General features: G+C 72.6%; 22 protein-coding genes. 6 read left to right on the top strand and 16 right to left on the bottom strand.

Annotation, left to right across the window (positions count from 1 at the left end; all coding sequences use genetic code 11):
• The first annotated feature begins 74 nt into the window (after positions 1–74).
• Positions 75–1,085 carry a sigma-70 family RNA polymerase sigma factor gene (locus tag IE271_RS05180; RefSeq protein ID WP_190188945.1) on the top strand — a complete coding sequence of 337 codons (1,011 nt, stop codon included), beginning with the start codon at positions 75–77 and terminating at the stop codon, positions 1,083–1,085.
• Here IE271_RS05180 and IE271_RS05185 read toward each other — a convergent pair.
• Entirely contained in the window at positions 969–1,313 is a 345-nt protein-coding gene (locus IE271_RS05185; protein WP_373308715.1) for an STAS domain-containing protein, read from the bottom strand. The two genes, IE271_RS05180 and IE271_RS05185, sit on opposite strands and share 117 nt — an antisense overlap.
• 274 nt (positions 1,314–1,587) lie before the next feature.
• Between IE271_RS05185 and IE271_RS05190 the strand changes: the two genes are divergently transcribed.
• Positions 1,588–2,508, top strand: coding sequence for an AEC family transporter (locus IE271_RS05190; RefSeq protein WP_190188947.1), 921 nt, complete (start codon positions 1,588–1,590; stop codon positions 2,506–2,508).
• An 18-nt stretch (positions 2,509–2,526) separates the two neighbouring features.
• Here IE271_RS05190 and IE271_RS43250 read toward each other — a convergent pair whose 3' ends face one another.
• The 13 genes from IE271_RS43250 to IE271_RS05250 all read right to left on the bottom strand — a co-directional run bounded on the left by IE271_RS43250 (position 2,527) and on the right by IE271_RS05250 (position 17,867).
• Positions 2,527–2,655 carry a hypothetical protein gene (locus IE271_RS43250; protein WP_268256169.1) on the bottom strand — a complete coding sequence of 43 codons (129 nt, stop codon included), beginning with the start codon at positions 2,653–2,655 and terminating at the stop codon, positions 2,527–2,529.
• 142 nt (positions 2,656–2,797) lie between these two features.
• Positions 2,798–4,075 carry a thymidine phosphorylase gene (locus tag IE271_RS05195; RefSeq protein WP_190188948.1) on the bottom strand — a complete coding sequence of 426 codons (1,278 nt, stop codon included), beginning with the start codon at positions 4,073–4,075 and terminating at the stop codon, positions 2,798–2,800.
• A gap of 134 nt (positions 4,076–4,209) precedes the next feature.
• Positions 4,210–4,611, bottom strand: coding sequence for a cytidine deaminase (locus tag IE271_RS05200; RefSeq protein WP_190188949.1), 402 nt, complete (start codon positions 4,609–4,611; stop codon positions 4,210–4,212).
• Positions 4,608–5,876: an ABC transporter permease gene (locus IE271_RS05205; RefSeq protein WP_190188950.1), complete on the bottom strand. Its 1,269-nt coding sequence runs from the start codon at positions 5,874–5,876 to the stop codon at positions 4,608–4,610. The genes IE271_RS05200 and IE271_RS05205 overlap by 4 nt, the downstream gene beginning before the upstream one ends.
• A complete protein-coding gene (locus tag IE271_RS05210) occupies positions 5,873–7,015 on the bottom strand; it encodes an ABC transporter permease (RefSeq protein ID WP_190188951.1) in 1,143 nt (380 codons plus the stop codon). The genes IE271_RS05205 and IE271_RS05210 overlap by 4 nt, the downstream gene beginning before the upstream one ends.
• Complete coding sequence (locus IE271_RS05215; protein ID WP_190188999.1) at positions 7,015–8,670, bottom strand: ABC transporter ATP-binding protein; 1,656 nt, start codon at positions 8,668–8,670, stop codon at positions 7,015–7,017. The genes IE271_RS05210 and IE271_RS05215 overlap by 1 nt, the downstream gene beginning before the upstream one ends.
• Positions 8,671–8,833: 163 nt before the next feature.
• Positions 8,834–9,886, bottom strand: coding sequence for a BMP family lipoprotein (locus tag IE271_RS05220; protein WP_190188952.1), 1,053 nt, complete (start codon positions 9,884–9,886; stop codon positions 8,834–8,836).
• Between the two features lie 239 nt (positions 9,887–10,125).
• On the bottom strand, positions 10,126–11,178 hold the full coding sequence (locus IE271_RS05225) for a BMP family lipoprotein (RefSeq protein WP_190188953.1): 1,053 nt from the start codon (positions 11,176–11,178) through the stop codon (positions 10,126–10,128).
• A gap of 208 nt (positions 11,179–11,386) precedes the next feature.
• Positions 11,387–12,607 (bottom strand): amidohydrolase, encoded by a 1,221-nt coding sequence (locus IE271_RS05230; protein WP_190188954.1) that lies wholly within the window; start codon positions 12,605–12,607, stop codon positions 11,387–11,389.
• A 383-nt stretch (positions 12,608–12,990) separates the two neighbouring features.
• A complete protein-coding gene (locus tag IE271_RS05235) occupies positions 12,991–14,127 on the bottom strand; it encodes a hypothetical protein (RefSeq protein ID WP_190188955.1) in 1,137 nt (378 codons plus the stop codon).
• A 43-nt stretch (positions 14,128–14,170) separates the two neighbouring features.
• Positions 14,171–15,109, bottom strand: coding sequence for an N-acetylneuraminate synthase family protein (locus IE271_RS05240; protein ID WP_190188956.1), 939 nt, complete (start codon positions 15,107–15,109; stop codon positions 14,171–14,173).
• 14 nt (positions 15,110–15,123) lie between these two features.
• Entirely contained in the window at positions 15,124–16,464 is a 1,341-nt protein-coding gene (locus IE271_RS05245) for an N-acylneuraminate cytidylyltransferase (RefSeq protein WP_190188957.1), read from the bottom strand.
• A gap of 62 nt (positions 16,465–16,526) precedes the next feature.
• On the bottom strand, positions 16,527–17,867 hold the full coding sequence (locus tag IE271_RS05250; protein WP_190188958.1) for a DUF6716 putative glycosyltransferase: 1,341 nt from the start codon (positions 17,865–17,867) through the stop codon (positions 16,527–16,529).
• Positions 17,868–18,065: 198 nt separating this feature from the next.
• On the opposite strand from IE271_RS05250, the gene IE271_RS05255 reads away from it, so the two are divergent.
• Genes IE271_RS05255 through IE271_RS05265 form a run of 3 tightly spaced genes read left to right on the top strand, consistent with a single transcriptional unit; the run spans position 18,066 to position 21,525 of the window.
• Positions 18,066–19,043, top strand: coding sequence for a glycosyltransferase family 2 protein (locus IE271_RS05255; RefSeq protein ID WP_190188959.1), 978 nt, complete (start codon positions 18,066–18,068; stop codon positions 19,041–19,043).
• Positions 19,040–20,374, top strand: coding sequence for a polysialyltransferase family glycosyltransferase (locus tag IE271_RS05260; RefSeq protein ID WP_190188960.1), 1,335 nt, complete (start codon positions 19,040–19,042; stop codon positions 20,372–20,374). The genes IE271_RS05255 and IE271_RS05260 overlap by 4 nt, the downstream gene beginning before the upstream one ends.
• Entirely contained in the window at positions 20,371–21,525 is a 1,155-nt protein-coding gene (locus IE271_RS05265; RefSeq protein WP_190188961.1) for an acyltransferase family protein, read from the top strand. The genes IE271_RS05260 and IE271_RS05265 overlap by 4 nt, the downstream gene beginning before the upstream one ends.
• Before the next feature lie 69 nt (positions 21,526–21,594).
• Here IE271_RS05265 and IE271_RS05270 read toward each other — a convergent pair whose 3' ends face one another.
• Complete coding sequence (locus IE271_RS05270; protein ID WP_190189000.1) at positions 21,595–22,251, bottom strand: TetR/AcrR family transcriptional regulator C-terminal domain-containing protein; 657 nt, start codon at positions 22,249–22,251, stop codon at positions 21,595–21,597.
• Positions 22,252–22,327: 76 nt separating this feature from the next.
• Here IE271_RS05270 and IE271_RS05275 point away from each other — a divergent pair, with 76 nt between their 5' ends.
• Positions 22,328–23,842, top strand: coding sequence for an FAD-dependent monooxygenase (locus tag IE271_RS05275; protein ID WP_229919123.1), 1,515 nt, complete (start codon positions 22,328–22,330; stop codon positions 23,840–23,842).
• 4 nt (positions 23,843–23,846) lie between these two features.
• On the opposite strand, the gene leuE is transcribed toward IE271_RS05275, so the two are convergent.
• Positions 23,847–24,503 carry a leucine efflux protein LeuE gene (gene leuE / locus IE271_RS05280; RefSeq protein WP_190188963.1) on the bottom strand — a complete coding sequence of 219 codons (657 nt, stop codon included), beginning with the start codon at positions 24,501–24,503 and terminating at the stop codon, positions 23,847–23,849.
• Positions 24,504–24,868 lie beyond the last annotated feature (365 nt).

Below are 24,868 nucleotides of genomic sequence, written 5' to 3' on the forward strand. Positions count from 1 at the left end.
GGCTGCTGTAGCTTCCGCAGTGCTGGCGCCGCAAAGGTGCGACGACGGAAGACGGCCACAGGGGTGGGTGGACCATGAGCGACGCGACGACGGCGGATCTCGACGTCCGGTTGGAGAAGCACCGCACCGAGCTGACGGGGTACTGCTACCGCATGCTCGGCTCGTCCTTCGAGGCGGAGGACGCGGTGCAGGACACGCTGGTGCGCGCCTGGCGGGGCTACGCCTCGTTCGAGGGCCGCTCGTCGATGCGCTCGTGGCTGTACCGCATCGCGACGAACGTCTGCCTGGACATGCTGACCGCGGGCAACAAGCGCGCCCGCCCCATGGACCTGACGGCGTCCACACCGCTGGCCCAGGCGGCGCTCACCCCCCGCGCGGACACCGTGTGGCTGGAGCCGGTGCCGGACGCCCGGGTGCTGCCGGCGACCGACGACCCGGCGGAGGCGGCCGTGGCCAAGGAGTCCGTACGACTGGCCTTCATGGCGGCGCTGCAGGAGCTGCCGCCCAAGCAGCGGGCCGTGCTGATCCTGCGCGAGGTGCTGGCCTGGCGGGCCAGTGAGGTCGCCGAGCTGCTCGACACCTCGGTCGCGTCGGTCAACAGCGCGCTCCAGCGGGCCCGCGCCACCCTCGCCGACAGCGCGCGCACCGGGGCGGACGCGGCGGTCTCGGACCCGCTGGACGAGGAGCAGCAAAAGCTCCTGGAGCGCTACGTGGCCGCGTTCGAGGGCTACGACATGGCGGCGCTGACCGCCCTGCTGCACGAGGACGCCGTCATGACGATGCCGCCGTTCGACCTGTGGCTGACCGGCCCGCGGGACATCACGGGCTTCATGTCGACGCTGGGCGCCGCGTGCGCCCACTCGCGCCTGGTGCCGGTCGAGGTGAACGGCCTGCCGGGCTTCGCCCACTACAAGCCCGACCCGGACGCGGGCGGGTACATGCCCTGGGCGGTGCAGGCGCTGGAGATCTCAGCCGGCCGGATCACCGGGCTGCACTGCTTCCTCGACACCAAGCGGTGGTTCCCGCTGTTCGGGCAGCCCCTCCACCTCGAAGCGGAGTCCGACGGCGTCGAGGAGCGCCCGTAGGGCGGGGTCGGGGCCGCGCAGCCTGAGGCGTCCGCCGGCCCGGCGCGCGGTGAGCGCCAGCCGGGCCAGCAGGTCGACCGCGGCCAGGCCCGGCGGGCCGAGGGCGGCCACGTCGCAGACCAGAAGGCCGGTCCCGGCGGCCGCGAGCCGGGCGCGCGCGGCGTCGCACAGTCCCGGCACCTGCTCACGGGTGAGCGGGCCGGAGAGCATGAGTACGGCGGGTGTCATGGCAGCGTCCACGAGCGGTAGACCGGCGGCCGCCCCGTAACTCATCGTCGGTGCCGTCCCGTGACGCGTCGCCGGTCCCGTGCGTGCCGTGTCCGTCCGGACTTCCGCCGTCCGAGATCACATTGACCTGGACACGCCCGCCCCAGAGGGTTGGGTGTATGCCACACGAACCAGCGCCCGCCCAGGTGGCGGCCCCGCTCCCCCTTCCTTCCGCCCCCCTTCCCGTACCGCCCGTGCGGACGGTCCGGCCCGGCGGCGGATCCGGGGAGGTGCCGTGCAAGGGGTGCTGACCGGCTTCGCCGTCATCGCCGTCGTCATCGGCGTCGGCTACCTGATCGGCCGCCGGGGCCACCTCGGGGAGCACGGCCGCGAGGTGCTGACCAAACTGGCGTTCCACGTGGCCTCGCCGGCGCTGCTGTTCACCACGCTCGCCGGCGCCGACCTCTCGGTGATCTTCTCCAGCCGGCTGCTGATCACGGCGATCAGCACGGCGGCCGTCGCGGGGGTCTTCGTCGCGGTGGGCGCCGCGCGCCACTGGGGCGCGGGCCGCACCACGATCGGCGCGCTCTGCTCCAGTTACGTCAACGCGGGCAACCTCGGCATCCCGATCGCCGTGTACGTCCTGGGCGACGCCTCGCTGGTCGCGCCGGTCCTGCTGTTCCAGCAGATCGTGGTGACGCCGATCGCGCTGACGGTCCTCGACCTGTCGCGGCCCGGCGAGAAGGCGTCCCTGTGGCGGCGGGTGACGGCGCCGGTCCGCAACCCCATCGCGGTCGGCTCGCTCTCCGGCGTCGCCGTCTCCGCGACCGGCCTGACCGTGCCGGGCCCGGTCCTGGACCCGCTGACGCTGATCGGCAACATGTCGGTGCCCGCGGTGCTGCTGGCCTTCGGCATCTCGCTGTGCGGCAGCACCATGCCGGGCCGGGGCCCGGACCGCAGGCCGGTGCTGCTGTCCGTCGTCCTCAAGGCGATGGGCCAGCCGCTGGTCGCCTGGGCGCTGGCGGCGGGCGTCTTCGGCCTGCGCGGCGCCCCGCTCCTCGACGTGGTGGTGACCTCGGCCCTCCCCGCCGCCCAGAACCTCTACACGTACGCCTCCCGCTACCGCGTCGGCGAGGTCCTGGCCCGCGAGTCGATCCTGCTGTCCACGGTCCTGTCGGTACCGGCGCTGGTGGTGATCGCGGCGCTGCTGGGGTGAGGCCCGGGCGGCCGGGGCTCAGCCGACCGGGAACTCCGAGGTGCCGAGCGCCGGGCCGAAGGGGTCCGGCAGCTCGGCGGTCCCGCCGGACTGCACGACGCAGAGCACCTGGTGGACGTCGCCCTCGGGCTCGCCGTGGAGCGGCACCGCGGGACCGCCCGGTCGGGCTCCTCGCTCACGACGAGGACGTCCATGACGGTCTCCAGTCGGTCCGCCGTCGACTGCACCATGCCGAACGGGACCGGCGGAGGTCCGCCGATCCCGTTCACCCGTACGGGGAACCCGCAGGTCAGGCGATACGTTCCAGTACGACCGGGGAGGGCGTGAACGCCGTGCCGGGCGCCGCCACGTCGTACGCGGACCCCAGCGCCTCCAGGGCGTACGCGAAACGCTCCGGCGTGTCCGTGTGCAGGGTCAGCAGAGGCTGCCCCTCCGTCACCGCGTCGCCCGGCTTCGCGTGCAGTTCGACGCCCGCGGCGGCCTGCACCGGGTCCTCCTTGCGGGCGCGGCCCGCGCCCAGGCGCCAGGCGGCCAGACCGACGTCGTACGCGTCCAGGCGCGTGAGCACGCCCGTCGACGGGGCCTTGACCACGTGCTGCTCGCGGGAGGTGGGGAGCGGGGCGTCCGGGTCGCCGCCCTGGGCCGCGATCATGCGGCGCCAGACGTCCATCGCCGAGCCGTCCGCGAGGGCCTTCGCCGGGTCGGCGTCCTTCAGGCCCGCCGCGTCGAGCATCTCGCGGGCCAGGGCGAGGGTCAGCTCGACGACGTCGGCCGGGCCGCCGCCGGCCAGCACCTCCAGCGACTCGCGGACTTCGAGGGCGTTGCCCGCGGTCAGGCCGAGCGGGGTCGACATGTCGGTGAGCAGCGCGACGGTCCGCACGCCGTGGTCCGTGCCGAGGCCGACCATCGTGGAGGCCAGCTCACGCGCGTCCTCGATCGTCTTCATGAAGGCGCCCGTGCCGACCTTCACGTCCAGGACCAGCGAGCCCGTGCCCTCGGCGATCTTCTTGGACATGATCGAGGAGGCGATCAGCGGGATGGCCTCCACCGTGCCGGTCACGTCGCGCAGCGCGTAGAGCTTCTTGTCGGCGGGCGCGAGGCCGTCGCCGGCCGCGCAGATGACCGAGCCGACGGAGTCCAGGACGGAGAGCATCTCCTCGTTGGACAGCAGCGCGCGCCAGCCGGGGATCGACTCCAGCTTGTCCAGGGTGCCGCCGGTGTGGCCGAGGCCGCGGCCCGAGAGCTGCGGGACGGCCGCGCCGCAGGCCGCGACGAGGGGCGCCAGCGGGAGCGTGATCTTGTCGCCGACGCCGCCCGTGGAGTGCTTGTCGGCGGTCGGCCGGGACAGCGAGGCGAAGTCCATGCGCTCGCCCGAGGCGATCATCGCGGCGGTCCAGCGGGCGATCTCGCGCCGGTTCATGCCGTTCAGGAGGATGGCCATGGCCAGCGCGGACATCTGTTCGTCGGCGACGGCGCCGCGCGTGTAGGCGTCGATCACCCAGTCGATCTGCTCGTCGGTGAGTTCACCGCGGTCCCGCTTGGTGCGGATGACGGAGATGACGTCCATGGCGTTCCTTCCGGCTGCTGCCTGCGTATGCCTGTGTACGCGCGCGACTCTACGCGCATAGAGAGGGGAATGGGCCGCGGCCCCGCCGACCGGGGTCGGAGGGGCCGCGGAGGTGTGGTGCGCGAGGTGGTCCGTCATCCGAGGTGCTGCGGCCCGAAGGCCTGCGGCAGCATCTCGGACAGCGGCAGGAGGCCGGCCGGCGTCTCCAGGACCAGGTCGGGTCCACCGAACTCGAACAGCAGCTGGCGGCAGCGCCCGCACGGCACGAGCACCTCGCCCTTGCCGTCCACGCACGTGAAGTGCGTGAGCCGGCCGCCGCCGGTGTTCTGCAGCTCGGAGACCAGGCCGCACTCGGCGCACAGGCCGAGGCCGTAGCTGGCGTTCTCGACGTTGCAGCCGGAGACGATCCGGCCGTCGTCGACCAGGGCCGCGACGCCGACCGGGTAGCCGGAGTACGGGGCGTACGCCCGGGACATGGCGTCCCGGGCCACCGCGCGCAGCTTCTCCCAGTCCACGCCGGCGGAGGTGTCCGTCACTTGCCCTGCCCCTTCCGGTACGGCAGGCCGCCCGCCTTCGGCGCCCGCAGCCGCTGCGCGGAGAACGCGAGGACGACCAGCGTGATGACGTACGGCGTGGCGGAGACGACCTGGTTGGGCACCTCGTTGGTGCCCGCGTACCAGGCGAAGACCAGCACGCCGACGACGAAGGTGACCGCGGCCTGGACGTACTTCTTCCGGATCGCCGTCCAGACGGCGCCGATGACCAGCAGGATCGCGCCGAGCAGCAGCAGCGCGTGGACGTTCTCGGAGCCGCCGCGCAGGTTGAGGCTGTCGGTGTAGCCGAACAGGCCGGCGCCGATGGCGAGGCCGCCCGGCATCCAGTTGCCGAAGATCATCGCGGCGAGACCGATGTAGCCGCGGCCGCTGGTCTGGCCCTCCAGGTAGAAGGGGTTGGCGACGATGGAGAGGAAGACGCCGCCGAGACCGGCCAGACCGCCGGAGATGATCACGGCCAGGTACTTGTACTTGTAGACGTTCACGCCGAGGGACTCGGCCGCGACCGGGTTCTCGCCGCAGGAGCGCAGGCGCAGGCCGAAGGAGGTGCGCCACAGGATCCACCAGGTGGCCGGGATCAGCGCGACGGCGATCAGGGTCAGCCAGGAGACGTTGGTGACCAGGCCGCCGAGCAGGCCCGCGAGGTCCGAGACGAGGAACCAGCCGTGGGCGTTGAGGTCGCTCAGCGCGGACGACAGCCCCGGCACCGTGAAGTCGCCGAGGGAGTCCACCGGCGGGGACTGCTTGGCCGTGCCGCCTTCCACGCCCTCGAAGGCGAGCGGGGCGAGGTAGCGGGTGGCGCCGAGGGCGAGGATGTTGATCGCCACACCGGAGACGATGTGGTTCACGTTGAAGGTGACGGTGACGATCGCGTGCAGCAGACCGCCGATCGCGCCGCCGACGATGCCGAGCACGACACCGGTCCACGGGCCCCACTGGTAGCCGGCCCAGGCGCCGAACCAGGTGCCGAGGATCAGCATGCCCTCGAGGCCGATGTTGACGACGCCCGCGCGCTCGGCCCACAGACCGCCGAGGCCGGCGAGCCCGATCGGGACGGCCAGTTCGAGGGCGGTGGACATCTGGCTGACGTTGGTGATGCCGTCGGCGCCGGTGATGATGCGGACGAGCGAGGTCAGAGCCAGCCCGCCCGCGATGATCAGCAGCACGGCGGGCAGTGACAGCCGGCGGCCGGCGGGGGCCGCGGACGACTCCCGCGTGGGCTGGTTGAGGTCGGTAGTCGTGGTCATCGGCCCGCCACCTCCTGCTTCTCGGTCTTGTTGGCGGAGGGGGAGGCGGAGGCGCCGAGGACGTGGCCCGCCGCGAGCTCCGCGCCGACCCGGCGCTGCTGGCGGCGCAGGCCCCACTCGCGGACGGCCTCGTAGGAGACGACGACCGCGAGGACGATCAGGCCCTGCATGATGACCGCGATCTCCTTGTCGTACCCGTGGAAGTCCAGCTCGGGCGAGGCCTTGTCGAGCCAGGCCCACAGCAGGGCGGCGAAGGCGATACCGGTGGGGCTGTTGCGGCCGAGCAGGGCGATGCCGATGCCCAGGAAGCCGATGCCGGTCGGGAAGTTCAGGCTGTACGTGTGGGTGTCGCCGAGCAGGATCGGCAGGCCCGCGAGGCCCGAGATCGCGCCGGAGAGCAGCATCGCCGTGAGCACCATGCGCTTGGGGTTCACACCGCTGGCCGCGGCGGCGGACTCCGAGGCGCCGGAGGCGCGCAGGTCGAAGCCGAAGCGGGTGCGGTTGAGGACGACCCAGTAGCCGATGCCGAGCAGGACGGCGATGATCACGAAGCCGTAGACCTCACCGGCCGCGCCCATGTCGATGCCGGGCAGCCACCCGGACTCGTGCATCTCGCCGGTGGTGTTGTTGTTGCCGACCTTGACGCCGAAGACGGTGGGCAGCCAGAGGTAGCCGATGACGGCGGTCGCGATCGAGTTGAGCATGATCGTCGCGACGACCTCGCTGACGCCGCGGGTGACCTTCAGGACACCGGCGATGCCCGACCAGAACGCGCCGGTGAGCAGCGCGGTCAGGATCAGCAGCGGGAGCTGCAGGGCGGCCGGCAGCGCCACGTGGGCGCCGACGACCGCGGCCACCATGGCGGCGAGCTGGTACTGGCCGTCCACGCCGATGTTGAACAGGTTCATCCGGAAGCCGATGGCCACCGCCAGCGCCGCGATGTAGTACATCGAGGCCTGGTTGATGATCAGGACCTGGATGTCGGAGTACGTGGCCTGCTGGAACATCAGGGTGTAGGGCTCGACCGGGTTCTTGCCCGAGGCGATCAGCACGATCGAGGTCAGGGCGAAGGCCACGGCGAGCGCGATGACCGGCCCGGCCACCGCGAGGAGCACGCGCTCCTTGTCGAACTTCTTCATCAGCGGGCCTCGTCTTCCGGGGCGTCTGCGTCGGCCTGCGGGGCGGCCTCCGCCGGGGTGGTCTTCGCGCCCTTGGCCGGGCTCTCCGGCGTCTCCTCGTGCTCCAGGTGCCCGGTGGCGGCACCGGTCATCGCCGAGCCGAGCTCCTCCGGGGTGATCGTGGCGGGGTCGGCGTCCGCGACCAGCCTGCCGTTGTAGATCACACGGAGCGTGTCGGAGAGGCCGATCAGCTCGTCCAGGTCGGCGGAGATCAGGAGCACGGCCAGACCCTCGCGGCGGGCCTCGCGGATCTGGTCCCAGATCTGGGCCTGCGCGCCGACGTCCACGCCGCGGGTGGGGTGGGCGGCGATGAGGAAGCGCGGCTTGTGGCTCATCTCGCGGCCGACGATCAGCTTCTGCTGGTTGCCGCCGGACAGCGAGGCGGCGGTGACGTCGATGCCGGGGGTGCGGACGTCGTACTCCTCGACGATGCGCCGCGTGTCCTCCTGGGCCGCCTTCGGGTCCAGCCAGAAGCCCTTGGCGTTGGGCTTCTCGGTGACGTGGCCGAGGATGCGGTTCTCCCACAGGGGGGCCTCGAGGAGCAGGCCGTGGCGGTGGCGGTCCTCGGGGATGTAGCCGACGCCCTCCTCGCGGCGCTTGCGCGTGGGCCAGGCGGTGATCTCCTCGGCCTCCAGCGCGATGGTGCCGGAGTCGGCGTGCTTGAGGCCGATGAGCGCGTCGATGAGCTCGGTCTGGCCGTTGCCCTCGACACCGGCGAGGCCCAGGACCTCGCCCGCGTGGATGGTGAAGGTGATGTCGTCGAGCAGCGCCTTGCCGCCGGCGGCCTCCAGGCGCAGGTCCTTCACGGTGAGGACCGGGCGGTCGGTGACCGTGGACTCGCTGGTCTCCGGCGTCGGCAGCTCGCTGCCCACCATCAGCTCGGCGAGCTGGCGGGGCGTGGTCTCGGAGGGGACGGCCGTGCCGACCGTCGTACCGCGCCGGACGACCGTGATGTCGTCGGCGACCGACAGCACCTCGCCCAGCTTGTGGGAGATGAAGATGACCGAGAGGCCCTCGGACTTCAGCTCGCGCAGGTTCTCGAAGAGGGCGTCGACCTCCTGCGGCACGAGCACGGCCGTGGGCTCGTCGAGGATGAGGGTTCTCGCGCCGCGGTAGAGGACCTTGAGGATCTCCACGCGCTGGCGGTCGGCGACACCGAGGTCCTCGACCAGGACGTCGGGGCGCACTCCGAGGCCGTACCGGTCGGAGATCTCCGCGATCCTGCGCCGGGCCCGGCCGCCGATGCCGTACAGCTTCTCGCTGCCCAGCGCCACGTTCTCCAGCACCGTGAGGTTGTCGGCGAGCATGAAGTGCTGGTGGACCATGCCGATGCCGCGGGCGATGGCGTCGGCGGGCGAGGAGAAGGAGACCTGCTCGCCGTCGACCTTGATGGTGCCCTCGTCCGGCTTCTGCATGCCGTAGAGGATCTTCATCAGCGTCGACTTGCCGGCGCCGTTCTCGCCGACGAGGGCGTGGACGGTGCCCTTGCGGACGGTGAGGCGGATGTCGTGGTTGGCCACGACGCCCGGGAAGCGTTTGGTGATCCCGGCGAGCTCGACGGCGGTCGCCTGACCGCTGACCGCCGCGCCGGCCGGAGGGCTGCTGGACGCGTTGATAACGCACTCTCCTAGGGAAAGGGGGTCGTCTACGCGCGTAGCGCCCCTACGGCAAACAAAGCGGGGCGCCCCACCGCCGAACGGGGGACGGGAAGCCGGCCTTCCCGTCCCCCGTCGAGCGGTCGCAACCCCGTGGTGATCGGCTGCTCGTGCTCCTGCTGCGTCAGCTGGACTTGACCTTGATCTCGCCGCTGATGATCTTCTCCTTGGCCGTCTCGATGGCCTTCTGGAGCTCGGCGTCGTCCTTGAACTTCGGGTTCGAGTCCGCGAGGCCGACCTCACCGCTCTTCAGATCGCCCCTGACGATACCGCCCTCGGGCTTGCCGTCCTCGACCGCCTTGGCAAGCGTGTACACCGCCTTGGCGACGTCCTTCGTGGCCGAGGTGAGGATGGAGTCCTTGTACGCGGCGAGCGCCTTCTGCCGGTACTGGTCGGAGTCGACGCCGATCGCCCAGACCTTGTTGGCGGAGGCCGCCTCGATCACGCCCTGGCCGGACAGGCCGGCGGCGGCGTAGATCACGTCGGCCTTCTTCTCGATCTGGCCCTCGGCGGCGGCCTTGCCCTTGTCGGGGCTGGAGAAGCCGCCCTCCTCCGCGGTCTGGGTCAGGTACTGGGAAATGACCTTGACCTTGGAGTCCGTGTCCTTGACGCCCTGCTCGAAGCCGGCCTGGAACTTGTGGATCAGCGGGTTGTCCACGCCGCCCACGAAGCCCACGGTGTTCGTCTCGGTGCTCTTCGCGGCGGCGACACCGGCGAGGTAGGAGGCCTCCTGCTCGGCGAAGACCAGGTCGGCGACGTTGTCCGCCTCGACGGTGGAGTCGTCGACGATGCCGAAGGTGGTGTCCGGGTACTTCTCCGCGGCCGCCTTGACGGCGGGCGCGTAGGCGTAGCCGACCCCGATGATGGGGTTGTAGCCCTGCTTGGCCAGCGAGACAAGGCGCTGGGTCTTGTCGGCGTCCGTCTCGCCGTCGGTGGGCTCGACGTCGGCCGTCTCGTACTTGAACTCCTTCTTCGCCTGCTCCAGGCCCGCGTACGCGGCGTCGTTGAAGGACTGGTCGCCCTTGCCGCCGACGTCGTAGGCGATGGCGAGGCCCTTGTCGCCCTTGGACTCCGAGGAGGACGAGCTCTCGGTGGAGGTGCCGCCGCAGGCCGAGAGGGCGAGGGCGAGGGAAGCGGTCGCTGCGCCCGCGACCGTAAGGCGGGAAACCCGGCGCATGGTGTTGCTCCTGTCGTACGAGCGCCTGGCGGGGATCGGGGGCGGCGCTCTGGCTCCGCGGCAGATTAACGCGCGTAGACCGACGAGAAAACCCCTTCTGTCCACCTTGTTATACAGACTGACCGCCTCGTTATGAGGCCGTCGCCGAGGGCGGTCGCACGGCTCCGGAGGGTGGCTCTCCGGCCGGTCGCGCGGGGAGGCGGGCGGGATGTGCGCCCGCCTCCCCGAAAGGGCGCCGGCTACTCGGTCCTCACCTTGATCGACCCGTCGATGATGCCCTCCTTGGCCTTCGCCACGGCGTCCGAGAGCCCGGCGATCTTCGCGAACCCGGGGTTGCTCTCGGACAGGCCCACGCCGTCGGCCTCGAGGTCGAAGGTCTGCGTGCCGGTCAGCGGCTTGCCGTCCTCGACGGACTTGGCGAGCGCGTACACCGAACCACCGACGTCCTTGAGTGCCGAGGTCAGGATGTAGTCCTTGTACTTGGCGAGGGCTCCCTGCTTGTACTGGTCCGAGTCGACGCCGATCGCCCACTTCTTCTCGGTGGCGGCGGCCTCGATGACACCCTGCCCGGAGAGCCCGGCGGCCTGGTAGATGACGTCGGCGTTCTTCTCCAGCTGCGCCTCGGCGGCGGCCTTGCCCTTGTCCGGGCTGGAGAAGCCGCCCTCCTCCGCGGTCTGGGTCAGATACTGGGAGAGGACCTTCACCTTCGGGTTCGTGTCCTTGACGCCCTGCTCGAAGCCCGCCTCGAACTTGTGGATCAGCGGGACGTCCACCCCGCCCACGAAGCCCACGGTATTGGACTTCGTCGCCTTGGCGGCGGCGACGCCGGCGAGGTACGAGGCCTCGTTCTCGGCGAAGACCAGGGAGGCCACGTTGTCGCCCTCGACGACCGAGTCCACGATGCCGAAGGTGGTCTTCGGGTACTTCTTGGCGACCTCCTCCATCGCGGGGCCGTACGCGAAGCCGACCCCGATGATGGGGTTGTGGCCCTGCTTGGCCAGGGAGGTCAGACGCTGCACCTTGTCGGCGTCCGTCTCGCCCTCGGTGGGCTCGATGTCGGCGGTGGCGTAGCCGAACTCGCTCTTCGCCTTCTTCAGGCCCGCGTACGCGGCGTCGTTGAAGGACTGGTCGCCCCGGCCGCCGATGTCGTACGCGATGGCGAGTCCCTTCTCCTTCCCGCCGCCCTCGTCCTCGTTCCCGGCCTCGCTGCTGGTGCCGCCGCAGGCCGCGGTGGCGAGCGCGAGCGACGCGACCCCCACCGCGACGCGGGTCAGTCCGGATGTCCGACGCATGGTGAAGTTCCCCATTCTTCAAAGCTCCGCAGTGGGCGCTGAGTTCGGCGCACATTAACGCGCGTAGAAAGGGCGGGGAACGGGGTACCGCCGTGCTGTTATCCATTCGTGCTGGTGGCCGGTCGCGTTCGTGCCGCGCCGGTTACGGGCGGGTGACGCAAGGGGACGAAGGGGTACCGGCCGGGCATCGGCCGGCACCCCGTCCCGGTCAGACGCCGGCGTCCAGCAGGGCCGCCGCGGTGAACAGCTCGACGCCCGCCGTGATGGCCGACTCGTCGGCGTCGAAGTCGCCCTGGTGCAGATCGCGGACGACGTGGTCGCCGGGCCTGCGGACGCCGAGGCGGGCCATCGAGCCGGGGACGTGCTCCAGGTACCAGGAGAAGTCCTCGCCGCCCAGGCTCTGCTCGGTGTCCTCCACGGACTCCGCGCCCCGGCGGGCGGTCATCGCCTCGCGCAGCAGCTCGGTGACGGCCGCGTCGTTGACGACCGGCGGGACGCCGCGGATGTAGTTGATCTGCGACTTGGCGCGGTGCAGGGTGGCGACCTCGTCGATCGCGGCGTGCACGATGTCGGGCGCGGCGCGCCAGGCGGCCAGGTCCAGGCAGCGGACGGTGCCGGCCAGCTCGGCGTGTTGCGGGACCACGTTGCACGCGTGCCCGGACTCGATGCGGCCCCAGGTCACCGAGAGGCCCGAGCGGGCGTCGACGCGCCGCGCGACCACGGCCGGCACGTCCACGGCGACCCGGGCGACGGCGGTCACCAGGTCGGTGGTGAGGTGCGGGCGCGCGGTGTGGCCGCCGGGCCCGTCGAGCGCCACCTCCAGGCGGTCGCAGGCGGAGGTGATGGCGCCGTGCCGCAGGCCGACCCGGCCCGCCTCGACCTTCGGGTCGCAGTGCACGGCGACGATCCTGCCGACGCCGTCGAGCCCGCCGGACTCGACGACCTCCTGCGCCCCGCCCGGCAGTACCTCCTCGGCGGGCTGGAAGATCAGCCGCACGGCACGCCGGAGCAGGCCCTGGCGGTGCAGGTCGGCGAGGACGAGGCCCGCGCCGAGGACGACGGTGGTGTGCACGTCGTGGCCGCAGGCGTGGGCGCGGTCGGGGACGGTCGACCGGTAGGGGCAGTCGGCCTTCGTGTCCGGGATGGGCAGCGCGTCGATGTCGGCGCGCAGCGCCAGCATCGGACGGGCCGGGTCCGGCTCGCCGATGTCGCAGACGAGGCCGGTACCGGTGCGCAGCACGCGGGGCGCGAGGCCGGCCTGCTCCAGGCGGGCCTTGATCGCGGCGGTGGTGCGGAACTCCTGGTTGCCCAGTTCGGGGTGCATGTGCAGATCGCGGCGGAAGGCGATCAGCTCGGCACGCAGGGCCTCGGGCAGCGTGCCGGGAAGCGCGGCTTCCCCGTGGGTGTCGGCCTCGGACTCTAGGGACATCAGTTGGTTCACCCTCTGAAGGGTAGGACGACGTGGCGGCCGACTGACGGACGATCAACAAAAATTCAACCCGTTCGGGGAAGAAAACTTGTCCGCGTGGCGCATAACTTTCGGGCAGGACGGGTAAACTCGCCCGGCTTTCCGGGCAAGCCCGCAGAGACGGTCGGCGGTGACCGCTCGCCCTCCGTGGAAGAACCCCGAGGATGGAGGGTTCATTCCCGTCCGGAACCTGTGCGTCCATGACAGGAACTCCTACGCATACCACGGCGCCGCACACGCCCGCGGTTCCGTTCACCTGCCGGACAGGAGTCCGATAACGGCCTGAAAGCGCCGGAGCGGGACGTCCCGGACACTCCCGGACGTCCCGCTCCGTCACCCCGTCCTCAGCCGGCGACCGCCGACAGCCGGTGGACGTCCCGAGCCGTACCCGTCACTCCGGAGAGGAAGCCCTGGGCGCGGGGAGAGGCGTGTGCGGTGAGCCACGTGGGGTCTATGTCACAGACCGCCACCCGGACCTCCGTGCCGGCCAGGGCCAGCGGGAGGGTGTGGACCACGGTCGAGGGGAAGCTGAGGACCGTCCGGCCGATGGGCCCGCGGCGGGCGATCAGCTCCAGCGGGAGGTCGGGGCGGACGATCTCCAGCCCGACCTCGGTGGCCAGACGGTGCAGCTTCTCGGTGCTCTCGCGGCGGTGCGCGAAGTAGCGGGCGGCGCGGTGGGCCCGCGCCAGGCCCCTGACCGCCTCCAGGTAGCGGTCGGCGTCCACGACCCCGGTCTCCACCAGGGAGGTGCCGACGAGGTCCGCGCCCGCGGTGACGCGGGGCGGGCCGAAGCGGGCGCGGGTCCAGGCGAAGTCGTTCACCGAGACCCGGACGCCCTCGGGGGCCTCGGTGATCGGCATCGAGGAGAAGACCTCCACCCGCCGCCGCTCCCCCGGGGTGAGCCGGCGCCGCGCCGAGGCCGAGACCGGCGCGAACACCAGGTCGCGGGGGCCGGGGCGGCCGCCGCGCCGGTGCCAGCGCACCAGCCGCTCGCCGCGCGCCAGCTGGGAGACGAACTCCATCGTCGCCGTGCCGTCGTCCACGACCACCAGGTCGCGGGCGCGCGCGATGGTGAGCAGCAGCTGGACGTAGCGGGAGAAGGGGTCCCCCAGGACGATCCGGCGGGCCCTGCGCAGTAGCGGGGCCAGGGAGCCGATCGTCCGGAACGGTGCCGCGGCACCGCCGCGCGCCTCCTCCCAGCGGACCTCGTGCCCCTCCTGGCGGGCCAGCTCCGCCATGCGGCGCAGCTGGCCCCGCGTCATCGGGTCGACGGGCGACAGCACGACGAGGGCGAGTCCCGCGCCGGGTCCCGGCGCCGCGCCGGCCGGGGCGCGCCCCGGCCCGCCGGCGGCCGGGGCCGGACCGGTCCCGAGCGCGTGCAGGTGCGCCCACTCCAGGACGTTGAGGAGCTGCACCGGGCTCTCGACGAAGGCCAGGGTGTCGGGTGACTGGGGGCCGGCGGACCCGGCGCGGGGACTCATCGACGTTCTGCCGTCGCTTCCCTTGGGGTGGGCGGGAGGGGGATCAGACCGTGACCGGCTCGCCCGCCGCCGCGGCGATCTCCGCCTCGGCGACGACGCCCTGGACGCGGCGCAGCTTCTTCATCGGGCCGAGCTCGGACTCGTAGACCTTCTTGACGCCGTCGCCGAGGGACTCCTCGATGATGCGGATGTCGCGGACGAGGCGCGCGAGGCCCTGCGGCTCCACGGAGGCGGCCTGGTCCGAGCCCCACATGGCGCGGTCGAGGGTGATGTGACGCTCGACGAAGGTGGCGCCGAGGGCGACCGCGGCGAGCGTGGTCTGCAGGCCGGTCTCGTGGCCGGAGTAGCCGATCGGGACGTTCGGGTACTCGGCCTGGAGGGTGTTGATGACGCGCAGGTTCAGCTCCTCCGCCTTCGCCGGGTAGGTCGAGGTGGCGTGGCAGAGCAGGATGTTGTCGCTGCCCAGGACCTCGACGGCGTGGCGGATCTGCTTCGGCGTCGACATGCCGGTGGAGAGGATGACCGTGCGGCCGGTGGCGCGCAGGGCGCGCAGCAGCTCGTCGTCGGTCAGGGAGGCGGAGGCCACCTTGTGGGCCGGGACGTCGAACTTCTCCAGGAAGGCGACGGCCTCGGTGTCCCACGGGGAGGCGAACCAGTCGATGCCCTTGCTCTTGGCGTACTCGTCGATCTGGCGGTACTCGTCCTCACCGAACTCCACGCGGTGGCGGTAGTCGATGTAGGTCATGCGGCCCCAGGGGGTGTCGCGCTCGATGTCCCACTGGTCGCGCGGGGTGCAGATCTCCGGGGTGCGCTTCTGGAACTTCACGGCGTCGCAGCCGGCCTCGGCGGCCGCGTCGATCAGCTTGAACGCGTTCTCGAGCTCGCCGTTGTGGTTGATGCCGATCTCGCCGACGACGTAGACGGGCTGCCCCGGGCCGGCGGTCTTCGAGCCGAACTTGCGCAGGCGGGAGTTGGTGCTCATGGAAGAGAAGTTCCTTACTTGTCGAGAGGGTCGAGGGAGGGGCCGAGGATCCAGCCGGCGATCTCCCGGATCGCGCCGTCGCCACCGGGGACGGTGGTGACCGCGCGTGCGGCGCCGCGCACGACGTCGTGGGCGCTCGCGACCGCCACGGGCCAGCCGACGAGGCCGAAGCACGGGAGGTCGTTGACGTCGTTGCCGACGTAGAGCACGCGCTCAGGCGCGATGCCCTGCTCCTCGCACCACTGCTTGAGTGCGAGGTCCTTCCGGTCGATGCCGTGCAGCACGGGGACCTTCAGCTTCCGTGCGCGGGCGGCGACGACCGGGTTCTGCTCCGTGGACAGGATCAGCAGCGGCAGGCCGCTCCTGCGGAGGGCCGCGATGCCGAGTCCGTCCCCGCGGTGCACGGAGACGAACTCGCGTCCGTCGGAGTCGATCAGCACCCGGTCGTCGGTCTGGGTGCCGTCGAAGTCGAGGACCACCGCGTCGACGTCGTCGGCGGTGGGGAGCGGACCCGTGGGGGTCCGCGCGGAGTCGGGGTCTTCGGGGAGGTCCGCGTCGAAGAGGGGCGCGAGGGCCCGGGCGCGGGCGAGGTCGTGCGGGTCGTCGATCTCCAGGACCCGTGCGGGGTCGGTGCGCACGAGGTCCGTGCGGCCGAAGAAGCGGTGCCCGTGGGCGCGGAAGCCCGCGGCGTCCATCGCGTAGGCGGCGCCGGTCTCCAGCAGGTCCTGGGGGCGGTCCTGGCGGCGGGGCCGGAAGGACTTGTCGTGGTTGACGCCGTAGCCGCCCTCCGCGGCGGTGACCCCGGTGACGGTGGTGGCGCCGCCGTTGGCCCGCGCGGTGGCGCCGGCGCCCGCGACCGCCGGGTCGTCGGCCGCGTCGCGCCAGACGAAGCCGTGGAAGGGCGCCACGGTCAGGGCCGTGTCCGCGCCGTTCTCCGCCACCGCGCCGGCGACGCCGTCGATGTCCTCTCGGGCGAGGAACGGGCTCGTGCACTGCACCAGGAGGACGACGTCCACCTCGGCGCCGTGCAGGGCCTCGTGGGCGTCCATGGCGTGCAGGACGGCGGCCTCGGAGGTGGCGGTGTCGCCGGCGATGGCGGCGGGGCGCAGCACCACCTCGGCGCCGGCCGCTCTCGCCACGGCGGCGATCTCCTGGTCGTCGGTGGACACGACGACGTCCGTGACCAGGCGGGACGTGCGGCAGGCGCGCACGGCGCGGGCGACCAGCGGCACGCCGCCGACGGGGGCGAGGTTCTTCGCGGGGACGCCCTTGGAGCCGCCGCGGGCGGGGATCACCGCGAGCACGCGGCGCACCGCGGCCGGCCGGCCGGCCTCCGGTGCTTCCGGCTGGGACATGGGCTGTACTCCTTGGGAGGGGATGAAGGCGTGCGCGGCGGCGCCGTCCGCGTCGGAGGCGCTCACAGCTCGCCCATCCGGCGGATCACGGGCGCCACGCGCTGGACGCCGTGCCGGTAGGCGCCGCGCGCCGCCCGGCGCACGATCTGCCGGACCGGGCCCGGTTCGCGCTCGGCGTCGGGCGCGCCGGGCAGCGGGCTGCCGTCGGGCGCGAGGTGGTGGCGGGCGAGGACGCCGGGCAGGTAGCCGGGCGCGGTGACGGGCGTGTAGTAGGGGGCGAGCGGGGGCAGCCGGTCCGCGCCGAGCAGGGCGGCGATGCGCTCCCGCGCCGCGTCGAAGGCGGTCTCGTAGCCTCCCTCGGCCGCGACGCCCTGCCGGGCGACCCACTCCTCGTCGGGCTCCGGCAGGTGCCCGGCGTCGAGCTGGTCCCAGGAGGCCAGGCACCCGGAGCCGACGAAGTGGTGGTTGCCGAGCGCCTCGCGCACGCCCAGGTCGGTCAGCAGGACCGTGGGCACGCGCCGGTGCAGGGCCTCGAGGGCGGCCGTCGAGCTGACCGTGACCAGCAGGTCGGTGCGGTCCAGGACCTCGCCCATGTGGCCGTACACGAGCCGGAAGTTGGCCGGCGGGTCCAGGCGCTGCACCAGCTTCTGGTACGGCAGCTCCTCGATGTGCGTGGTGTGCTCGCCCGGCTTGGAGCGCAGCTTGAGCAGCACCTCGCGCCCGGGGTGCAGCTTCGCGTGCCGGACGAGCCGCTCCAGCAGGTACGTGCGGTCCCTGCGGTTGTCCGGGACGGAGGGCTGGGCGGCGAAGACGACCGTGTACGGGTCGTGCTTCTCGTACGGGGCGCCGCCGAGGAAGGGCAGCGCCACCTCGGTGACCGACGCGGCGTCGGCGCCCACGCCCTCGTACACGGCGCGGAAGCGCTCGGCGTCCTGGCGGGAGTTGGCGAGGACGAGGTCCGCGCCGTGCCGCAGCAGCAGGCCGTCGGCGAGCTTCTCGTAGACGACGCCGACGTAGCCGGTGACGACCACGGGCCGCCGGGTGCGGCCCCGCCAGACGTGGGCCAGGCCGTGCAGCATCGCCTGGACCCCGCCGCCGACGAGGGCGAGCACGACGACGTCGTACGCCGCGTCCCCGTCGCCCTGCGCGTCCCCGTCGCCCTGCGCGCCCATGGCGCGCAGGAACTCGGCGGCGGTCACCTCGCGCAGGGAGTCCGCGCGGACGCCGACCTCGTCGAGCTGACGGGCGGTGGGGGTGGCACGGCCCCGCAGCAGGAAACCGTCGAGACGGACGTCCGGACCGTCCGATGCGATGCGGTGCGCGGTGAGCGCGCCCCACTTCCACCGGGTGTCGGAGTCCGCGAGGACGGCGACCCGCAGGGACCTCGTCGTTCTTTCTGGCACGTCGAAAAAGCTAGGAAGGCATTCCGATGTGCGGCCCAACCCGAATGCAACAAACGGTTAACAGCACGTCGACGAATGGGAAATCGGCTCGGGAACGGCCCCGGAAAAGAACCGGTTCACTGTTCCGCCACGCGTCGTTCACCTGCTATCCCACTACGGGTAAAGACGAATGCCGGGCCGCCGCCTAACGTCACGTCCGTGGTCAAGCTCTCCGTCATCGTGCCGTTCTACAACGTGCAGCAATACGCGCCCGACACCCTGAAGAGCCTGCGCGCCAACGCGCGCGAGGACTTCGAGTTCATTCTCGTCGACGACTGCTCGCGCGACGGGACACCGGACGTGCTCGCGCGCGCGGAGCGCGAGCTCCCGGGCGCCGTGCTGATCAGACACGAGCAGAACGGAGGGCTGGCGACCGCGCGCAACACCGGCATCGACGCCGCGCGCGGCGAGTACCTGACGTTCCTCGACGGCGACGACTGGCTCGCGCCCGGGTACTACGAGCGGCTCCTCGCCTCCATCGAGGACCTGGGCTGCGATTTCGTCCGCACCGACCATGTGCAGTGCACGGCGCGGGCGCGCTCGGTCCACCGGGTGCCGCACGGCCGGCGGGGCGTCGTCATGGACCCGCGCGACGCCATCCTGCCCGCCGACCGCTCCACCTCCGTCGACTACGCCTACGCCTGGGCGGGGATCTACCACCGCCGACTGCTGGACCGCGGGCTGCTGCACTTCACCGACGGGCTGCGCACCGCCGAGGACCGGCCGTGGATCTGGCGGCTGCACCGCGAGGCCGACTCCTTCGCCACGGTGGGACTGCTCGGGGTGTTCTACCGGCGCGGGGTCGCCTCCTCGCTCACCCAGATCGGCGATGTGCGGCAACTCGATTTCATCCGGGCATTCGACCAGGTGATCGAGGAGACCGCCGCGGACCGGGACGCGGACAAACTGCTGCCGAAAGCCGTGCGCACGTACTGTGCGATTATTTCCCATCACCTGGGATCCATCGAAAGGTTCGAGCCCGCCGTGGCACGGAAATTGAAGTCGATGAGTACCGTCGCGCTGCGCCGCATGCCGCAGGACGTCCTGGACGAGGCCCTCGATTCCATGGACGTCCAGCGCGCGACCCGGCTGCGCCGGCTGCGCCGCCGTCCGGCCGGGGCGGGGGCGGCCGCGTGACCACCCAGATCTTCCTCGCCTCGACGCTGTACGGGACGGCCACGCTCGCCGCCGCCCTGGACTGCGACCTCTTCCGCCCCGCGGACCGGCGCGTCCTGCTGGTCTCCAACAACGCGGCCACGCCGGAGACCACGCCGCCGCTGGACGGGATGCCCGGCTTCGAGCGGCTGCGCGACCGGTTCGACGACGTGATCTCGTGGAACGAGACCATCTCGCCCTTCCACCCGGGCGGCTGGGCGCCGCGCCCGGACGACGTGCCGCTGTGGGAGCGCCATCTGCGCCTCGCCTGGCGCCTGGGCGACGACGACGTCGAACTGGCCGTGGAGTCCATCCAGGTCAACCCTGCCCTCGGCATCGCGCAGATCTTCATGGGCGCCCCGGTGACGGTGTACGCGGACGGCCTGATGAGCTACGGCCCCACCCGCAGCAAGATCGACCCGCTGGTCGGCACCCGCGTGGACCGCCTGCTCCACCTGGACCTGGTGCCGGGCCTGAGGCCGCTGCTGCTCACGGAGTTCGGCGTCGGGCCGGAGGTCGTGCCGACGGACGCCTTCGTGAAGGTGCTGGGCGACCTGGCCGACACCGGCGGGGCGCTGCCCGCCGTCGAGGCGCCCGCGCTGCTGCTCGGCCAGTACCTCTCCGCCCTCGGCATCCTCACCGCCGAGGAGGAGGAGGACCTGCACGTGCGGATGGTCCGGGGCGCCGTCCTGCTCGGCCACACCCGCCTGGTGTTCAAGCCGCACCCGACGGCCCCCGCGCGCTGGTCGCGCACGCTGGAGAAGGAGGCCGAGAAGATCGGCGCCGAGCTGACGGTCCTGGACACCCCGGTCCTCGCCGAGGTGCTGTACCAGCGGATGCGTCCCGCGCTCGTCGTCGGCTGCTTCTCCACCGCCCTGCTCACGGCCTCCGCGCTGTACGGCCTGCCGGTCGCCCGGATCGGCACCGGACCGCTGCTGGACCGGCTCACCCCGTACGAGAACAGCAACCGCGTCCCCGTCACGATCGTCGACGCGCTGCTGCCGGAGCTGACCGACCGGGAGGCGGTCGCCGCACAGCGCCCCGGTCTGTCCACGGAGGACCTGACCGAGCTGGTGCGGACCGTGGGCTACGCGATGCAGCCCAAGATCTACCCGGGCCTGCGCCCGGCCGCCGAGCGGTACCTGACCCGGCGTCTGGACGACCACACCTGGCGGTACTTCAAGCGGCGGCGGCTCACCTCGCTCGCCCTGCCCGGCGCCGTACCGCCGCAGCTCGCCTTCATCCCGCGCAACGCGACCGTGCGCCGCGTGGCCCGCCGGGCGCGCTCGCTGAAGCGGGCGACCCTCGGATGAGTGCGATAGAGATCGTTCCGGCGAAGCCCGAGCCCGGAGCCGGCACCGGGACCGGGACCGGAGCCGACGTCCCGCCGCCGTCGGGCCCCCGCAAGCACGCGCCGCGCCTGCGCGCGCTCGACGGACTGCGCCTGGTCGCCGCCCTGATGGTCGCCGCGTACCACTACGGCGGCCGCGACGGCGAGATCGCCGAGGCGTGGGGCACCTCGCCGAGGCTCCAGTTCCCCACGCTGCACGAGTGGTTCGCCTACGGCTGTCTCGGCGTGCAGGTCTTCTTCGTCATCAGCGGCTTCGTGATCTGCATGAGCGGCTGGGGGCGCACCCTGCGGTCGTTCTTCGCCTCGCGCGCCTCGCGCCTGCTGCCCTCCTACTGGGCCGCGATCGTCCTGGTGACGGCCGTCTTCGCACTGCCGGCGGTGGCGTACGAGGCGGTGTCGCCGAGCGACGCCCTGGTGAACCTGACGATGATGCAGCAGCCGCTGGGCGTGGACCGGGTCCTCGGCGTGTGCTGGACGCTGTGGGCGGAGGTCCGCTTCTACGCGCTGTTCGCGCTGTGCATCGTGCTGCCGGGCGCCTCCCGGCAGCGGGTCGTGCTGTTCTGCGCGGGCTGGACGCTCGCGGCGGCGCTCGCCGAGGCGGCGGACGAGCCGCTGCTCGACCTGGTCCTGATGCCCGAGTACGCGCCGTTCTTCATCAGCGGCATCGGCCTCTACCTCGTGCACCGCGACCGCCGCGACCCGTACGCCTGGGGCATCGTGGGCGTCAACTGGCTGATCGGCCAGCACTACGCGGTGGACCGGCTGTGGCACGCGCCGAACCCGGAGTTCTTCTCCTACCGCACCTCGTTCGGCATCGTGCTGGTCGTCACCCTCGGCCACCTGGCCGTCGCCGCGATCGCGCTCGGCTGGCTCAGCTGGGCGAACTGGCGCTGGCTGACGGTCGCGGGCGCGCTGACCTACCCCTTCTACCTGGTCCACGAGCACCTGGGCTGGGTCGCCGTCGAGGCGTACCACCGGCACCTGGGCATCCCGTCGTACGCCACCTTCCCGCTGACGGTGGCGACGATGCTGGTCCTGGCCTGGCTGCTGAACCGCTGCGTGGAGGACCGGCTGGCGCCCCGGCTGCGCAAGGCGCTGTCGGCGCCGCGCTGAACCCCGGGCGGGATCCCTCGGGCGCACCGCCGGCCTCGTCCACGAGGCCGGCGGCCCCGGCCGTACGTCTCACGTGACGCCGTAGCGCGCCGCGATCCCCTCCACCACCAGCGCGAGCCCCTCCTCGAAGTGCTCGTCGTAGTTCTCGAAGATCTCCGGTCCCGCGGCCGCGGTCAGGGGGAAGTCGGCCAGCAGCCGGGCGCGCTCGGCCACGTCGAAGCCCGCGCGGCGCTCGCCCGGCAGCGGCTGCACGCCCTGCTCCTCGGTGACGAAGCCGAGTGTGAACAGGTACGCCGTGGTGGTCGCGCGCACGGCCTGCGCGAGCGTGAAGCCCGCCGCCGTGAAGGCGCGCAGGTTGTCCTCCATCGCGGCCCCGTGCTCGGCGCCCGTGAAGCGGGAGCCGCTGAAGACCTTGGCGCCGTCGCGGTAGTCCAGCAGGGCGGTGCGCAGCCCGCGGCTGGACACCAGCAGCCGCTCGCGCCAGGTCGCGCCGTGCGGAAGCGTCACGCCGGCCGCCATCCGGCGGTACATCTCCGTCGCCATCTCGTCGAGCAGCGCCTGCTTGTCCTTGAAGTGCCAGTACAGGGCCGGGGCCTTGACGTCCAGCTCCTTGGCGATGGCGCGCAGGGTGAGCCCGTCCAGGCCCACCTCGTTCAGCAGCCGCAGCGCCGTGTCGGCCACGCGCCCGCGGTCCAGTCGCGCCGTCTTCCGTCCGGTCGGTTCCATGCTCACGCTTGACAATTTAACAGCGTTAAGTCCACGCTCGGGAACGACGGCACTTAACAGCGTTAAGGAGGCTCCCGTGAGCGATGCGGCACGCACGGGGACGACGGAGACGGACGTACTGATCGTGGGGGCGGGGCCGACCGGGCTCGCGCTCGGTGTCGACCTCGCCCGGCGCGGGGTGCGGGCGCTGGTCGTGGAGCGGTCCGGGGCCCTCTTCCCCGGCTCGCGCGGCAAGGGGATCCAGCCGCGCACGATGGAGGTCCTCGACGACCTCGGCGTACGGGAGGCCGTGCGCGCGGCGGGCGGCCCGTACCCGGTCGGGATGGTCTGGGAGGACGGGGAGCGCAAGGGCGAGCACCGGATGTTCGACGAGACGGAGCCGACCGAGAGCGAGCCGTTCACGCGGCCGTGGATGCTGCCGCAGTGGCGCACGCAGGAGATCCTCTTCGCGCGCCTCACCGAACTGGGCGGCTCGGTCGCCTTCGGGCGGGAGCTGGTGGGGATCGCGCAGGACGGCGACGGGGTGACCGCGCGGTTCGCCGCGGGCGGGCCGGTCCGCGCCCGCTACGCCGTCGCCGCCGACGGCGGCCGCTCGGCCGTGCGGCGCGCCCTCGGCGTCGGCATGACCGGCGAGACGGTGGACCCGCGTCCGGTGCTGGTCGCCGACGTCCGCCTCCGGGGCCTGGACCGCGACAACTGGCACATGTTCCCGCCGCGCGACGGGCACGGGCACCTGGCGCTCTGCCCGCTGCCGCACATCGAGGACTTCCAGCTCGCGGCGCAGTTCCCGGCGGGCACGGCCGTGGACACGAGCCCGGACGCCGTGCGCGCGGTGATCGCCGCCCGCACCCACCTCGGCGCGGACGACGTCACCGAGGTGCGCTGGGCCTCGGACTTCCGGCCGCGGGCCGCACTGGCCGACCGGTTCCGCGCGGGCCGGGTGTTCCTCGCGGGCGACGCCGCGCACGTGCACTCGCCGGCCGGCGGGCAGGGCCTCAACACCAGCGTGCAGGACGCGTACAACCTCGGCTGGAAGCTGGGCGCGGTGCTGCGCGGCGGGGCCCCGGACCCGCTCCTCGACACCTACGAGGAGGAGCGGCGGCCGGTGGCGGCGCACATGCTGGGCCTGTCCACCGGCGTCCACCGCGGCGAGGTCCGCCGGGGCGCGGCGACGCAGCAGCTGGGACTCGGCTACCGCGGCTCCTCGCTCACGGCCGAGACCCGCGCGGACCTGCCGGACGGGGCCCTGCGGGCCGGCGACCGCGCGCCGCTGGGGAACCCCGGCGGGATCTCCCTGCTCGACGCGTTCCGCGGGCCCCACTGGACGCTGCTCACGGTCGGCACGGACCCCGGTGCCGGTGCGGACGCGGCCGAAGGCACCGAGTCGCCCGGAACCGGCCCGGCCGTCGTGCGCACCGTCCGCGTCCCGGCGTACGCGCCCTACGGCACGGGGGTGTTCCTCGTCCGGCCCGACGGGTACGTGGCGTGGTCCGGGGACGGTGTCGAGGGCGCCGTCGCCCATCTGACGCGGACGCTCGGCGCGGACGCGGCCCTCCCGCGGGCGCTCGGCGCGGGAGCGGCCGCGCGGTGACGGCCTAGGCGCTCGCCAGCGAGAGCTTGACCGCGAAGCCGAGGAAGAGGACGCCGGCCGCCGACGTGGCGCCCGCCGAGAGCCGCCTGCGGCGCCGGAAGGCGGCGGCCAGCCTCGTGCCGCTGAAGATCAGCGCCGACAGGTACAGGAAGCTGAACAGCTGCGCGAAGGCGCCGAGCACGACGAAGGACAGCGCCGGGTGGGCGTACCCGGGGTCGACGAACTGCACGAAGAAGGCGACGAAGAACAGGATCGCCTTCGGATTGAACAGGCTGATGACCAGCGCCTTGCGCAGCGGCCGCTCGTCGGCGGCCGTGGCGGCGGGCGCCTCCGGGTCCCGCGCCGCCCGCTCGCCGCGCGTGCGCCACAGGCTCCACGCGGCGCGCATCATGCCGACGGCGAGCCAGGTCAGATAGCCGGCGCCCGCGTACTTCACGATGCCGAACAGCACGGCGTTGGCCTGGAGCAGCGAGGCGACGCCGGCCGCCGACAGCGTCATCAGCACCGTGTCCCCGCACCACACGCCGGCGGCGGCCCGGTAACCGGCCCGCACCCCGCGGCGCGCGGCCACGGACAGCACGTACAGCGAGTTGGGCCCGGGCAGCAGCACGATCAGGACGAGGCCCGCGAGGTAGGTGGGGAGGTCGATGACGCCGAACATGGCAGGAGTGTCGCACGCGGGCGCGGCACTCCGGTTCCGGGCTCCGGATCCTGGATTCCGCATTCCGCGGGACGGGCCGCCGGCCGTCCGGGGACATGCTGTCGGCCGCCCGGAAGACGGGCGGCCGGCCGTCGCGGCCGAGGAGGGCGTCGGCGGAGAGGCCGGGAGCGGCGCCGACGCACCCGGGGCCCGCTGCCCGCTCCCCGCAGGAGTGACCGGGGGCGGGGGTGCCCCGCCCCCGGTCACTCCTGCGGAGTGGGAACGCGGCTCAGAAGGCGTCGCTCGGCACGTAGGTGCCCCAGACCTCGCGCAGGGCGTTGCACACCTCGCCGACCGTGGCGCGGGCGCGCAGGGCGTCCTTCATC

Origin of the sequence: Streptomyces minutiscleroticus (assembly GCF_014650875.1) — a bacterium.
Lineage (GTDB): Bacteria > Actinomycetota > Actinomycetes > Streptomycetales > Streptomycetaceae > Streptomyces > Streptomyces minutiscleroticus.